The following is a 13,060-nucleotide window of genomic DNA, read 5'->3' as shown; positions in this document are numbered from 1 at the left end:
CTTCGGGTCTGCCCCTCAAGGGTTCCTGACGTAAGCATCCTTGCGCAGGTAGAACCACCAGTTGAGGACCACGCACAGGGCGTAGAACACTGCGAAACCGTACATCGCGTACTCGGGCGTGCCGGCCTTGATCTGGCCGCCGATCACCACCGGAGCGATGAAGGAGCCGTAGGCCGCCACCGCCGAGGTCCAGCCGAGCACGGGGCCGCGCTCGTCCTTGTCGAACACGAAGCCGACGGTGCGGAAGGTCGAGCCGTTGCCGATGCCCGAGGCGGCGAACAGCAGCACGAACAGCGCCATGAACACGAAGAAATACTCTTCGGGCGTCGCCGAGTGGTAGGCGAGGAACATCACGTAGCCGGTCACCGCGGAGGCGATCACGAGCACGATCGAGATCCACTGGGTGACGATCGAGCCGCCCAGCTTGTCCGAGATCCAGCCGCCCACCGGTCGGATCAGCGCGCCGACGAAGGGGCCGATCCAGGCGAACATCAGCGCGGACGGTGCGTTCGGGTTCTTCGCATGCACCCAGGCCTGGGTGGCGGGATCGAGCACGTGGGTGTTGCCGAAGATCACCGTGATCGACAGCGGCAGCGCCATCGAGAAGCCGATGAAGGAGCCGAAGGTCACCACGTAGAGCGCGGTCATCGACCAGGTGTGCTTGTTGCGGAAGATCGCGAACTGCTTGTCGAGATTGGTCTTCATCTCGCCGCTGGCGGCGAACTTCATGCCGTAGAGCGTGCCGAGGATGACCAGCGGCAGCATGATCCACATCCCGCTGCCCGCGAGCACGCCGACGCCGCTCGGCAGGTAGAGGTAGAGGCCGATCGCCGAGACCACCAGGGCGATGCCGTAGAACAGGATGATCTTGCCCAGCGCCGCGGCGGTGGAGCCGATGTTCGGCGACACGGTGAGCAGGTTGTTCATGCCGAACCAGCCCACGACCGCGAGCGGCACCAGCAGCAGCAGCCAGACGAAGCCGGCGTTCTGCACCCAGGTCGGCGTGCCCGCGGCGATCTTGCCGATCAGCGTGGCCGAATCCTTGACCAGCGGGATCGCGTCGCCGCCGAGCGCGCCGAACACGCCCATGGTCATCACCGCCGGGATCAGCAGCTGCGAGGTGGTCACGCCGAAGTTGCCCAGGCCGGCGTTGAGGCCGAGCGCGGTGCCCTGCAGGCGCTTCGGGAAGAAGGTCGAGATGTTGGCCATCGAGCAGGCGAAGTTGCCGCCGCCGATACCGGACAGCAGCGCCATGAGCTGGAACACCCACAGCGGCGTGTCGAGGCTCTGCAGCGCGATGCCGGTGCCCACGGCGGGGATCATCAGCAGCGCGGTGGTCAGCCACACCGTGTTGCGGCCGCCGCAGATGCGGATGAAGAAGGAGGCCGGGATGCGCGTGGTGGCGCCCGACAGGCCGGCGATCGCTGCCAGCGAGAAGAGCTGGTCGGGGGCGAAGGGGAAGCCCGCGTTGGCCATCTGCACCGTGATGATCCCCCACATCAGCCACACGGCGAAGCCGCACAACAGGCTGGGGATGGAGATCCACAGGTTGCGGTTGGCGATCCGGGAGCCCTTCTCCTTCCAGAAGGCCTCGTCCTCGGGGCGCCAATCGACGAGGTCGACGCTGCTGGTGATCGCCGGGCTCGGCGCCGCGACATTGCTTGCTTGCATGAAACCCACCCCTCGTTGTCTTGCGAATCAGGCCTTGGACGAGTCGACCGCGGTGTCGTGACCGTCGAACATGTCGACACGACGGACTTCCGTCAGGTACATCCAGATCAGGGAAACCCAGGTCACGCCGTAGAGCAGCATGAAGGCGCTCGAGCGCACGCCGGTGAGGTCGACCAGGGCGCCGAACATGATCGGCAGCAGGAAGCCGCCCATGCCGCCCACCAGGCCGACGATGCCGGAGACCGCGCCGATCTCCTTGGGGAACTCGTTGGAGATGTACTTGAACACCGAGGCCTTGCCGAAGGCGAAGGCGATGCCGACGATGAAGAGCAGAATCGTGAACACCCACACGTTGAGGTGGATGCTGAAGGTGCGCGGCCCCTCGACCGTCTGCACGGTGAAGTCGGTGTTCGGATAGGAGAGCAGGAACAGGCAGATCCACGACGCCCACATCACCCACCAGGTGACCTTGTGCGCGCCGTAGCGGTCGGACAGCCAGCCGCCCACCGCGCGCAGCACGCCGCCGGGCAGGGAGAAGCAGGCAGCGAGCAGCGCCGCCGCCTGGATGCCCATGCCGAACTCGTTGACGTAGTACTTGGTGAGCCACAGCGACAGGCCGACGTAGCCGCCGAACACGATCGAGTAGTACTGGCAGTACTTCCACACGCGCGGATCCTTGAGTACGCGCAGCTGGTCGCGGAAGGTCACCGAGGAGTGCACCCGGTGCTCGGGGTCGTCGTAGGTGAAGAACCAGAACGCGACCGCGGTGATCAGCATTGCCACCGCATAGACCTGCGGCACCATCTGCCATCCGAACATGACCACCAGCGTGGGCGCGACGAACTTGGTGACCGCGGCGCCCGAGTTGCCGGCACCGAACACCCCCATCGCGAAGCCCTGGTTTTGGCGCTCGAACCAGCGCGCACAGTAGGCGATACCCACTGAGAAGGAGCCGCCCGCGAAGCCGACGAACAAGCCCGCGACGAGGAACTGCCAGTATTCGGTGGCGTGACCGATCAGCCAGATCGGCAGCACGGTGCAGAGCATCAGCACGAAGAAGACGATGCGGCCGCCGAACTTGTCGGTGAGCATGCCGAGCGGCAGACGGATCAGCGAGCCGGTCAGGACCGGCGTGGCCGCCAGCAGGCCGAACTGGGTCTCGTTGAGGGCGAGGACTTCCTTGATCGGGATGCCGATCACCGCGAACAGCATCCACACGGCAAAACAGACGGTGAATGCGGTGGTGCTCATGATGAGCACGGACATCTGCTGAAACTTGCGAGTAGCCATCCTGATCGATTCCGGTCGTCATGCACTCGAAATATGTGATGCACGCAGAAGGAGACAGCTTGTAGCCCATACCCCACATGGATCGCGTTCCGTCATCTGCGGAGTCGCAAATCCCTCTTCTGGCTTCGCTTCAATGGATGAGGATTGGACCATCCGCATCGACCACACAACAGATGCAGCGAAGTCGATTTTCTATAAGCACAGATACGAGCTATGCCGCATAGATCCGTAAGCGGGCGCTGAGCGGTGTTCCGTAGCCCATCGAAGATGGTGTCCACTAGTTTTCGATGGTGGACACGATGGATGTGGTTATCCCGCGCCGGAGTCGGCGCACGCATAGCGAAGCATTCAAGCGGTCGGTGGTCTCGGCCTATCGTGAGCCGGGTGTCTCGGTGGCTGGCGTGGCCCTGGCCAACGGCCTGAACGCCAACCAGGTGCATCGCTGGATGCGCGAGCGCGGCATCGTGCCGCCGAGCCGGCGCACGCCGGTCGGCGTAGGACTCAATGCGTTGGCCGAGCCGGGCTTTGTCGCGGTACAGGTCGCCCCCGGAGTCGAGGCGTCGGTGATCCGCGTCGCAGCGCAACGCGGCAACGCCCGCGTCAAGCTCGAATGGCCGCTCCAGGCCGCCGACGCCTGTGGTGCATGGCTGCGCGAGTGGCTCGCATGATCCGCATCGAGGCGCTGTGGCTGTCGGTGGCGCCCTTGGACATGCGCGCGGGCATGGACACGCTGCTCGCGCAGGTGATGCGCGTGTTCGGCCAAGCACAGCCCCACCACGCCTACCTCTTCAGTAATCGGCGCGGCACGCGCTTGAAGGTGCTGGTCCACGACAGCTTCGGGGTGTGGCCGGCATGCCGGCGCTTGAACCAGGGCCGGTGTCAATGGGCCGGGGGCCAAGGCGGTGTCGTACTCACCCGGGTGCAGTTCGACGCGCTGGTGCTCGGACTGCTTCGGTGATCGAGTCGCCACGGCGCATCGGCATGGCCTTCAGGGACTTGCCGCCGCCCTTGGCGAGCACCTGGAGGTTGGCCTGCGAGACCATGCCGGCATCAATTCGGACTGGATCCGCCCCAGCAGCACCGCATCGAGGCCGTCCGTGTCAGGCCACTCCCGTGATCAGTACGGTGTCGGGATCGCAGGCCCGGCCCGCTTCGTCCCTCAGCCGGCGCGCGGCACGCTCGAGTCTGCGCATGCCTTCGTCGATGTCCGCAGCATCGATGACCAGGCTGGGGGCCAGCCGGATCACATCGGGTCCGGCCTGGAGCACCATCAACCCTTCCTCTTCGCATGTCCGCATGACGTCGCGTGCGCGGCCCTTCCAGGCCTCGCCGAGGACGCCGCCGAGCAGCAGGCCCAGCCCGCGCACCTGCTCGAACAGGCCGGTCTGCGCACCGATGCGCCGCAGCTCGGTGCTGAACCGCTCATGGCGCTCCCTGACGCCGGCGAGTACGGCCGGGGTGGCGATGATGTCCAGCACCGCCTCGGCGACCGCACAGGCGAGTGGGTTGCCGCCGTAGGTGCTGCCATGGCTGCCGACCCCCAGATGGCCGGCCAGATCGGCGCGGGTCAGCATCGCCGCAATGGGAAAGCCGCCACCGAGCGCCTTGGCACTGGTCAGGACGTCCGGCGTCACGCCGTAGCGCTGATAGGCGAACAATTCACCGACGCGGCCCATGCCCGTCTGGACCTCGTCGAACACCAGCAGCGCGCCATGCTCGTCGCACAGCTCGCGCGCCCGCTCGAGATAGGCGCGCTCGGCCGGCAGCACGCCGCTCTCGCCCAGCACCGGCTCGAGCACGATCGCGCAGGTATTGGCGGAAACGGCCGCCTCCAGCGCGCCGATGTCGTTGAAGCGGACGTGGCGGATGCCGCCGATCGGCGGGCCGAAGCCAGCCGAGTATTTCGGCTGGCCGGCGACGCTGACGGTAAACAGCGTGCGGCCGTGAAAGCTGTCGAGGGCGGCGACGATCTCGTGCTTGTGCGCGCCCGCCGTCTCGAGGCCATGGCGCCGCGCCAGCTTGAACGCGGCCTCGTTCGCCTCGGCGCCGGAGTTGGCGAAGAACACACGCTCGGCGAACGTCGCCGCGACCAGTTTCGATGCCAGGCGCAAGGCCGGCTCGTTGGTATACAGGTTCGAGACGTGCCACAGCTTGCCGGCCTGCTCGACCAGGGCCCGCACCAGGGACGGATGCGCGTGTCCGAGCGCATTGACGGCGATGCCGCCGGCGAAGTCGATCAGCTCGCGTCCGTGCTGATCCCAAACGCGCGAGCCCTCACCGCGTACCGGGATGAAACCGTCCGGCGCGTAGCAGGGGATCATCAGGCGGTCGAAGTCGGTACGCCCGACGGATTCAGTGTGCGACATGGGCAGCCTCCTTGATGGCGGTCGCGAGGGCGTCGAGGAAGCGGCGGTTCTCGTGTTCGAGCCCCACCGAGATCCGCAGGTGGCAGGGCAGCCCGTAGCCGTCCAGGGGGCGGACGATCACGCCCTGGCGCAGCAGGGACTGGTAGACCGGCTGGGCCGGCATCCCCAGGTCGACGGTGACGAAATTCGCCCGCGTCGGGATCCAGCACAGCCCGAGTTCGTCCAGCCCCGCCTGCAACTGGGCCAGACCGAGTCGATTCACCCGGCGGCCGGCCTCCAGATAGGCATCGTCGTCCAGCGCCGCGCAGGCGCCCGCGAGCGCCAGGCTGTTGACGTTGAAGGGTTGCCGGACGCGGTTGAGCAGGTCGGCCACCGCGGGGGACGACACCGCGTATCCGACGCGCAACCCCGCCAAGCCGTAGGCCTTGCACAGGCTGCGCGACACCAGCAGGTTGGGGTGGCGGGCGACATGGTCGAGGCCGTCGGGCAGGTCGGCATCGTCCGCATATTCGAGATAGGCCTCGTCGAGGACGACCAGCACGTGGCGCGGCACGCAGGCGAGAAATCGCTCCAGGTTCGGGCGGTCGACCCAGGTGCCGGTCGGGTTGTTCGGATTCGCGATGAACAACACCCGGGTATCGCCGTCGATGGCCGCCAGCATGCCTTCCAGATCGTTGCCCCACGCCCTGGCGGCGACCTCGCGGCATTCGGCGCCCGACGCCTGGGTCGCCAGCGGATAGGCGGCGAAGCCGTACTGGCTGAACACAGCGTTGCGCCCCTCGGCGAGGAAGGCGTCCGCCACCATCACGATGATGTCGTTGGACCCGTTGCCCAGGGTGATCTGCGCCGCATCGATGCCGAAGCGCTCGCCAAGTCTGGCCTTGAGCGCGAAGCCGTTGCCGTCCGGGTAGCGGGTCAGGTGCCGGGCGGCGCTCCGGATCGCCTCGAGGACCCGCGGATTCGGCCCCATCGGGTTCTCGTTGCTGGCCAGCTTGACGATGTCGGCCGGGTCGAGCCCGAGCTCGCGCGCGAGTTCGTCGACCGGCTTGCCGGGCACGTAAGGCGACAGCGCCCGTATCCGCGGCAGGGCCAGCGTATGAATGTGATCGCTCATCGGTTGTCCTCCATTGTCCGTGGGGCGCATGCGATCAGCCCCGTTCCCGTTCGAATTCGGTCATGTAGGCGACCAGCGCATCGACCGCCGCCTCGCTGACGGCGTTGTAGAGCGAAGCGCGCATGCCGCCGGTCGCGCGGTGGCCTTTCAGGTAGAGCAGACCGCGCACCTCGGCGCCGGCGAGGAAGGCCTCGTCCAGACGGTCGTCGACGAGGCGGAAGGGGACGTTCATCCACGAGCGATCCTTCGCTTCGACCCGATTCACGTACAGCCCGCTGGCATCGATCGTGTCGTACAGGCGCTTCTGCTTGCGCCGATTGATCTCGGCGATCGCCGTCAGTCCGCCTTGCGCCTTCAGCCAGCGGAAAATCAGGCCCGCCAGGTACCAGGCGAAGGTCGGCGGCGTGTTGTACATCGAGCCGTGCCCCGCCGCGATCCGGTAGTCCAGCATCGTCGGACAGCATCGACGGGCGCGCCCCAGCAGATCCTTGCGCACGATGACGACGGCCAGCCCGCTGGGGCCGATATTCTTCTGCGCGCCGGCGTAGATCAGGGCGAAACGCGAGACGTCGAGCGGGCGCGACAGGATGTTCGCCGAGAAGTCGGCGACCAGCGGCGTGTCGCCCACCTCGGGAATCCAGTCGAACTCCAGACCGTCGATGGTCTCGTTGGCGGTGTAATGCACATACGCTGACGATGCCGACAGCCGCCAGCGGGCCTGGCGCGGAATATGGCGATAGCCGTCATCGTGCGAACTTGCGGCGATGTTGATCCGCCCATACCGGCGCGCCTCCTCGATGGCCCGAACCGACCAGAAGCCGGTGTCGATGTAGTCCGCGCACCCGCCTTCCGGCAGCAGGTTGAGCGGCACCTGGGCGAACTGCTGCGAGCCGCCGCCCTGCAGGAAGAGGACTGCATGGTCGGCGGGGATCGCCAGCAGGTCCCGCAGGTCGCGCTCGGCCTGTTCCGCGATCGCGATGAAGTGTTCGCCGCGGTGGCTCATCTCGGCGACCGATACCCCGCAGCCGCCCCGGTTCAGGAGTTCGTCGCGCGCCTGGCGCAACACTTCCTCGGGCAAGGCCCCCGGGCCGGCGCTGAAGTTGAATGCACGCTCGTTCGAGCCCATGTCGTGCTCCTCGGTCGAAGAAATCATCGTCGTCATTTGCCGCACGACTGTGTGTCGGCGCCCGCCGCCCGGTCGTCGGGCAGGCACGGCGCCGTGCCGGCGGAGGAGGGGGCGCCCTCGCGTGCCCGGCCGCCGCGGAAGGGACGCAGGCGTGCGAGGGTGCCGGACGGCAGCGCGCCGAGCACGGCGCCCAGCGACACGACCACGATGCCGAGCATCGTCGTGAGTCCCAGTGTCTCGCCGAGGATCAGGACGCCGCCGGCGGCGGTGAAGGCGGGCACGAGGGCGAGCATCATCGACGCCTGGCAGGCGCCGATCTTCTGGTTGGCGTAGCTGTACATGCCGGCGGCGAGCAACGCGGCGACGATGCCCTGGTAGACCGCCTGCAGTCCGATCTCCCCCCAGCCCGCCTGCGCGATGTCGCCCGGCAGCCACAGCAGATAGATCGGCATGTACAGCACCAGCGAGAAGCTGGCGATGCCGAGGATGCCGTGCTGGGGCCGGATCCGCCAATGGCGCATCAGCAGACCGAACAGCGCCCAGCACAGGGCTGCGGCGAGGAAGAGCGCATCCCCGATCCAGGTCCCCGGCGCGGCGGCGGTGAACAGGCTCTGGAAGCCGATCAGGACCAGGCCGGCGCTCGACAGGACCAGCGCGAGCACGGTCTGGCGCGCGATGTGGAAGCCCGCGAGCGCGGCGACCATGATCACCGTCCAGAACGGAATGCCGCCATTGACGAACACGCCCGCATGCGCGGCCGGGGCGAAGGCGAAGCCGGAATAGACGAACAGACCGTAGCCGAGCCCGCCGAACAGGGCGAGCGCCGCATGGCGCGGCCATTCGCGCAGCGGGACGTATTTCAGGAAGAAGGGCAGGGTCAGCGCGCCCGATACGCCATAGCGCAGCGCGGCGAGGTCGAAGGGCGTGAAGCTCGCCGTGCTGCCGAAGCGGGACACGATGTTGAACCCCGACCAGCAGATGACGACGACCAGTGCCGCCAGCAGCCCCTTGGCGGTGTCCGGCAGTCCGGTGGCGTGCTCGGTCATTTCAGTCTCCGGCGTGCGGCGTCATGGCAGCGCGTCCGGCACGGACGCGGCGCGCGGCGGTTCCCCGCCGTCCTCGCGCGGTGATCCGGGCTGCGCCGCCGCCGCGGCGCCGAAAACCGGGCGCCAGGTGTAGTCGCCGAACGCGCCCAGCGCATCGTCGGGGTCCTGATCCGGCCGCAGCGCGAACGCATCGAACCCGCAGCGGTGCAAGAAATACAACTGGTCGCGCAGCACATCGCCGATGGCGCGCAGTTCACCCGCATAGCCGAAGCGGCTTCTGAGCAGGCGCGCGGTCGAGTAGCCGCGGCCATCGGTGAAGTTCGGGAAGCGGATCGCAATGAGGCTGACGTGCGCCATGTAGGGCAGCACTACCTCGGGATCATCTTCCGGGCCGAGTGCGATACCGATGCGGTGTCCCAGGTGACGCAGCGCATCGGCGTGCGCCCGGTAGAGGGCGATCGGCACGATCTGCCTGGCCCCCGACGGCGCCAGATCGGGCGCTTGTCCGTCGTCCCCGTCCAGCACGACCCAGTCGTCATCGACGATGCGACCATCCCTAATGAGCGGCTTCATGACGTTCTCCATAGACGGCGGCCTTGAAGGGATCGAGTCCGATGCGCTCGACGGTGTCGATGAAGCCTTCGCCGTCGTGCCGCTCGCCGACATAGGTGTGCAGGAGTCTGGCGATGACCTCCGGAATCTCGCTCGCAGCAAACGAGGGGCCGATGACCCGGCCGAGCCGGGCACGATTGCCTTCACTGCCGCCGAGGGTCACCTGGTACCACTCCTCGTTGTTCTTATCGACGCCGAGAATGCCGATGTGGCCGATGTGGTGATGGCCGCAGGCATTGACGCATCCGGAGATGTTCAACTCCACCGGCCCCAGGTCGAACAGGTAATCCAGATCGTCGAAGCGCTGCTGGATCGCTGCCGCCACCGGCAACGATTTCGCATTCGCCAGCGAACAGAAATCACCGCCCGGACAACAGACGACGTCGGTCAGCAGCCCGATGTTCGGCGTCGCGAGCCCGCACGCACGGGCGAGCTCCCACAGGGCATGCAGGTCGCGCCGGGCGACGTTGGGCAGGATCAGGTTCTGCTCGTGGCTGACCCGGATCTCGCCGCCGCTGAAGCGGTCGGCCAGATCGGCGATCAGGTCCATCTGGTCGGCCGTCGCGTCGCCGGGCGGCACGCCGGTCTTCTTCAGCGACAGGGTCACGATGCCGTAACCCGGATGGCGGTGCGCAGCTACGTTGCGCTCGACCCAGCGCGCGAACGGGCGGCTCGCTGCGCGCGCGACAACGAAGACCGGGTCGTCCACCCGGACATCCGCATACTCGGGTGGCGCGAAGTAGGCTTCCATCCGTTCGCAGGCCGCCTCCGCGAGCAGGTTGCCGCCACCGCGTGCATGGCTCCACTCCGCGTCCACCTCGCGGGCGAAGCCTCCCAGCGTCAGGTCCTTGACCAGGATCTTGATGCGCGCCTTGTACTTGTTGTCGCGCCGTCCATGGCGGTTATAGACCCGCAGGATGGCCTCGAAGTAGTTCAGCAACTCGGCGCGCGGCAGGAAGGACTTGATGCAGTGCCCCACCATCGGCGTGCGCCCGAGGCCGCCGCCGACGAAGACTTCGAAGCCCGGCTCGCCTTGTTCGTTGCGCCGCGCCCGCGCGCCGATGTCATGGAAGCGCACCGCGGCGCGGTCTTCCGCACCGCCGACGATGGCGATCTTGAACTTGCGCGGCAGGAACAGGAACTCGGGCGCCAGCGCCGACCACTGACGGACGATCTCGCAGTAGGGCCGCGGATCCAGGACTTCGTCTTGGGCAACCCCGGCGAACTGATCGGTCGTGATGTTGCGGATGCAGTTGCCGGAGGTCTGGATCGCATGCATCTGTACGGTGGCGAGCAGGGCGAGGATGTCGGGTACGTCGGCAAGCCGCACCCAGTTGAACTGGATGTTGCTGCGGGTCGTGAAGTGCCCGTAGCCGCGGTCCCAGGTGCGCGCGATGTGGGCCAGGGTGCGCAGCTGCCGGCTCGACATCGTGCCGTACGGGATCGCCACCCGCAGCATGGGCGCATGACGCTGCACGTACAGCCCGTTCTGCAGGCGCAGCGGACGAAAATCGTCTTCGCTCAGGCGGCCATCGAGATAGCGCTGCATCTGGTCGCGGAACTGCCGGACCCGGTCGTCCACGAGGCGTTGGTCGGTTTCGTTGTAGCGGTACATGGGGTTCCTCGGCGGGCTCAGGGGGTGGGCAGGATGAAGGTGCTCTTCTCGCGCACGGCGATGTCCTCGTCGTGCAGCGCCACCGTCTCGAACGCGATCGGCTGCGCGCCCGAGAGCCCGTCCGCGGTCGGGGACGACACCGTGAGCGAGACCGTATGGATGCTGCCGGGCGCGGCGGTGAACTCGGTCGGACCGTCGATCCGAAGGCCCGGCAGGCCGCTCACGCCGATCCGGAAACGGCGATGCGCCTCTTCCATGTTGATCAGCTTCAGGGTGTAGGCATTCGCGATGCGGCCTTCCGGGGTTTCGCGCAGCAGGGCGCCGCGATCGCGGAGCACCTCGACGCGCAGCAGCACGCGTTCGCTCAGCGTCCACCCGGTCAGGGTCATGAACACGAGCAGCAGGCCGACGTAGGAGAGCACCCGTGGCCGCAGGCGAACGCCCTTCGACCTGGGCTTGCCGGCGAGTTCGTTCTCGCTCACGAAGCGGATCAGCCCGCGCGGCGCGCCGATCCTGTCCATGACCTCGTCGCAGCCGTCCACGCACAGGCCACAGTTGATGCACTGGTATTGCAGCCCGTCGCGGATGTCGATGCCGGTCGGGCACACCTGCACGCAGATGCCGCAGTCGATGCAATCACCCGTCTGCTTCGCCTGGCGCAAGGCACCGCGTGGCTCGCCACGCTGGCGGTCGTAGCTGACGGTGGCCGTCGTCGGGTCGGACATCACGCCCTGGAAGCGCGAGTAGGGGCACATGTGCTGGCACACCGCCTCGCGCGCCAGCCCCGCCTGCACGTAGGTGAAGGTGGCGTAGAAGAGCAGCCAGAACGCCTCCCACGGGCCGGTCTGGAAGGCGGCGATCGTCGGCAGCAGCTCGCGGATCGGGGTGAAGTAGCCGACGAAGGTGATCGCGGTCCACGCCGCCACCAGCGCCCAGATGCCGTGCTTGACCGATTTGATCGCGAGCTTGCGCGCCGACATCGGACTCTGGTCCAGCTTCAAGCGCGCGAGATGGTCGCCTTCGACCTTGGACTCGATCCAGGTGAAGATCGACGTATAGACCGTCTGCGGACAGGCGAAGCCGCAGAACAGACGCCCGGCGAGCGCGGTGACGAAGAACAGCGCGGTCGCCGCCAGGATCAGAACGAAGGCGAGCAGCAGCGCATCCTGCGGCCACAGCACCAGATCGAAGAGGTAGAGCCTTTCGTGGGTGATGTCGAACAGGATCGCCTGCCGCGTACCGGTCTCGGTTGTCCACGGAAGCCAGCACGCGCCATAGAAGACGATCTGCGTGAGCCACACCATCGCCCAGCGGAGGCTGTTGTAGCGCCCCTGCACCGCCTTGGCGTGGATCGTTCCCTTCTTGCGATAAAACTCCAGCCGGGCTTCGCGCGCCTTGCTGACGGGGGGGGGCATGTTGCGTACTCCGGCTCTGAAGATGGCCAGAAGTACATCATCACGGGTGTGATGGAGGCAGATTCAGATTGTACGATTTAGATCAGGTGCAGATTGAATGCGACGGTCGCGCTGTACCGGACGACAATCCGCCCGGCTGTATCTGCCCTCCCGTTTTCGGACGCTCACAATGACGACATCGAATCAGGAGGGAAACACCATGATCGCCAGCACCATGAGCCTGCCCATGGCAGGTGACGCATCTCCCGGTACCAGCCGTGTGCCGGGCAACAAAGGCATCTGGGTCGGGATCTGCTGCGAGTTCGTCGAATTCATGCTGCTGTTCATCGTGTACTTCGTCGCGCGTGCGCACTTTCCGGAGGCCTTTCACGCCGGGGCGGAGCGGCTGTCGCAGACGGCAGGGGTGATCATCACCCTGCTGATGGTGACGAGCAGCTTCTTCATCGCATGTTCGGTCACCAGTCTGCGCGCCGGGCGCAGGCGCCAATCGATGGCGTGGCTGATCGCGGGGCTGGTCGCGGCGCTGGGCTATCCGGTGGCGAAGTACCTGGAGATCCAGTGGAACTTCGCCCACGGCATCGACGGGGAATCGGGGATCTTCTTCACCGTCTATTACTACCTGACCTTCACCCACATGGTGCATGCCTTCTGGGGCATCCTCGGCATCCTCTGGGTCCTGACACGCCACACGTTCGGGATCTATACCGCCGAAGAGCACAGCGGCCTGGAAGCGCTCGCAAGCTATTGGCACGCGACCGACATCATCTGGCTCGTCATCTTTCCCTTCTTCTACGTCCTGGCCTGA

The 13,060-nt window shown here is 66.8% G+C and carries 12 protein-coding genes; 3 read left to right on the top strand and 9 right to left on the bottom strand.

Features of this window, described 5'->3' with window-relative positions:
• Nucleotides 1-15: 15 nt before the first annotated feature.
• Entirely contained in the window at nucleotides 16-1,671 is a 1,656-nt protein-coding gene (locus Tharo_RS07230; RefSeq protein ID WP_043742303.1) for an MFS transporter, read from the bottom strand.
• Between the two features lie 27 nt (nucleotides 1,672-1,698).
• On the bottom strand, nucleotides 1,699-2,961 hold the full coding sequence (locus tag Tharo_RS07225; RefSeq protein WP_043742306.1) for an MFS transporter: 1,263 nt from the start codon (nucleotides 2,959-2,961) through the stop codon (nucleotides 1,699-1,701).
• Nucleotides 2,962-3,248: 287 nt separating this feature from the next.
• Between Tharo_RS07225 and Tharo_RS07220 the strand changes: the two genes are divergently transcribed.
• Together Tharo_RS07220 and tnpB are read left to right on the top strand one after the other, a co-directional pair.
• On the top strand, nucleotides 3,249-3,629 hold the full coding sequence (locus Tharo_RS07220; protein WP_043742309.1) for a transposase: 381 nt from the start codon (nucleotides 3,249-3,251) through the stop codon (nucleotides 3,627-3,629).
• Nucleotides 3,572-3,919 (top strand): IS66 family insertion sequence element accessory protein TnpB, encoded by a 348-nt coding sequence (gene tnpB / locus Tharo_RS07215; RefSeq protein WP_082047690.1) that lies wholly within the window; start codon nucleotides 3,572-3,574, stop codon nucleotides 3,917-3,919. Before Tharo_RS07220 ends, tnpB begins: the two co-directional genes overlap by 58 nt.
• Before the next feature lie 142 nt (nucleotides 3,920-4,061).
• On the opposite strand, the gene Tharo_RS07205 is transcribed toward tnpB, so the two are convergent.
• From Tharo_RS07205 to ccoG, 7 genes are read right to left on the bottom strand one after another with little or no spacing between them, the layout of a single operon-like run.
• Nucleotides 4,062-5,327: an acetylornithine/succinyldiaminopimelate transaminase gene (locus tag Tharo_RS07205; protein ID WP_052484359.1), complete on the bottom strand. Its 1,266-nt coding sequence runs from the start codon at nucleotides 5,325-5,327 to the stop codon at nucleotides 4,062-4,064.
• Complete coding sequence (gene hisC, locus Tharo_RS07200; protein ID WP_043742312.1) at nucleotides 5,314-6,441, bottom strand: histidinol-phosphate transaminase; 1,128 nt, start codon at nucleotides 6,439-6,441, stop codon at nucleotides 5,314-5,316. Before hisC ends, Tharo_RS07205 begins: the two co-directional genes overlap by 14 nt.
• 34 nt (nucleotides 6,442-6,475) lie before the next feature.
• Complete coding sequence (gene serC / locus Tharo_RS07195; RefSeq protein ID WP_231570615.1) at nucleotides 6,476-7,603, bottom strand: 3-phosphoserine/phosphohydroxythreonine transaminase; 1,128 nt, start codon at nucleotides 7,601-7,603, stop codon at nucleotides 6,476-6,478.
• Entirely contained in the window at nucleotides 7,600-8,613 is a 1,014-nt protein-coding gene (locus Tharo_RS07190; protein ID WP_082047691.1) for a DMT family transporter, read from the bottom strand. Before Tharo_RS07190 ends, serC begins: the two co-directional genes overlap by 4 nt.
• A 21-nt stretch (nucleotides 8,614-8,634) precedes the next feature.
• Nucleotides 8,635-9,186 carry a DUF934 domain-containing protein gene (locus Tharo_RS07185; RefSeq protein WP_043742319.1) on the bottom strand — a complete coding sequence of 184 codons (552 nt, stop codon included), beginning with the start codon at nucleotides 9,184-9,186 and terminating at the stop codon, nucleotides 8,635-8,637.
• Nucleotides 9,170-10,840, bottom strand: a complete 1,671-nt coding sequence (locus Tharo_RS07180; protein WP_043742324.1) for a nitrite/sulfite reductase — start codon at nucleotides 10,838-10,840, stop codon at nucleotides 9,170-9,172. Before Tharo_RS07180 ends, Tharo_RS07185 begins: the two co-directional genes overlap by 17 nt.
• Nucleotides 10,841-10,857: 17 nt before the next feature.
• Entirely contained in the window at nucleotides 10,858-12,255 is a 1,398-nt protein-coding gene (ccoG, locus tag Tharo_RS07175) for a cytochrome c oxidase accessory protein CcoG (RefSeq protein ID WP_043742327.1), read from the bottom strand.
• 199 nt (nucleotides 12,256-12,454) lie between these two features.
• On the opposite strand from ccoG, the gene Tharo_RS07170 reads away from it, so the two are divergent.
• Nucleotides 12,455-13,060: a cytochrome c oxidase subunit 3 family protein gene (locus tag Tharo_RS07170; RefSeq protein WP_043742329.1), complete on the top strand. Its 606-nt coding sequence runs from the start codon at nucleotides 12,455-12,457 to the stop codon at nucleotides 13,058-13,060.

Origin of the sequence: Thauera aromatica K172, assembly GCF_003030465.1 — a bacterium.
Classification (GTDB): Bacteria; Pseudomonadota; Gammaproteobacteria; order Burkholderiales; family Rhodocyclaceae; genus Thauera; species Thauera aromatica.
The sequence above is the reverse complement of the archived record's forward strand: the minus strand, read 5'-3'. Positions and strand labels throughout refer to the sequence as shown.

Coding starts and splice junctions, on each gene's coding strand:
- Tharo_RS07180 (WP_043742324.1), bottom strand. CDS start 10,840: ATGTACCGCTACAACGAAACCGACCAACGCCTCGTGGACGACCGGGTC.
- Tharo_RS07230 (WP_043742303.1), bottom strand. CDS start 1,671: ATGCAAGCAAGCAATGTCGCGGCGCCGAGCCCGGCGATCACCAGCAGC.
- tnpB (WP_082047690.1), top strand. CDS start 3,572: ATGGCCGCTCCAGGCCGCCGACGCCTGTGGTGCATGGCTGCGCGAGTG.
- hisC (WP_043742312.1), bottom strand. CDS start 6,441: ATGAGCGATCACATTCATACGCTGGCCCTGCCGCGGATACGGGCGCTG.
- Tharo_RS07220 (WP_043742309.1), top strand. CDS start 3,249: ATGGTGGACACGATGGATGTGGTTATCCCGCGCCGGAGTCGGCGCACG.
- serC (WP_231570615.1), bottom strand. CDS start 7,603: ATGACGACGATGATTTCTTCGACCGAGGAGCACGACATGGGCTCGAAC.
- Tharo_RS07185 (WP_043742319.1), bottom strand. CDS start 9,186: ATGAAGCCGCTCATTAGGGATGGTCGCATCGTCGATGACGACTGGGTC.
- Tharo_RS07190 (WP_082047691.1), bottom strand. CDS start 8,613: ATGACCGAGCACGCCACCGGACTGCCGGACACCGCCAAGGGGCTGCTG.
- Tharo_RS07225 (WP_043742306.1), bottom strand. CDS start 2,961: ATGGCTACTCGCAAGTTTCAGCAGATGTCCGTGCTCATCATGAGCACC.
- Tharo_RS07205 (WP_052484359.1), bottom strand. CDS start 5,327: ATGTCGCACACTGAATCCGTCGGGCGTACCGACTTCGACCGCCTGATG.
- Tharo_RS07170 (WP_043742329.1), top strand. CDS start 12,455: ATGATCGCCAGCACCATGAGCCTGCCCATGGCAGGTGACGCATCTCCC.
- ccoG (WP_043742327.1), bottom strand. CDS start 12,255: ATGCCCCCCCCCGTCAGCAAGGCGCGCGAAGCCCGGCTGGAGTTTTAT.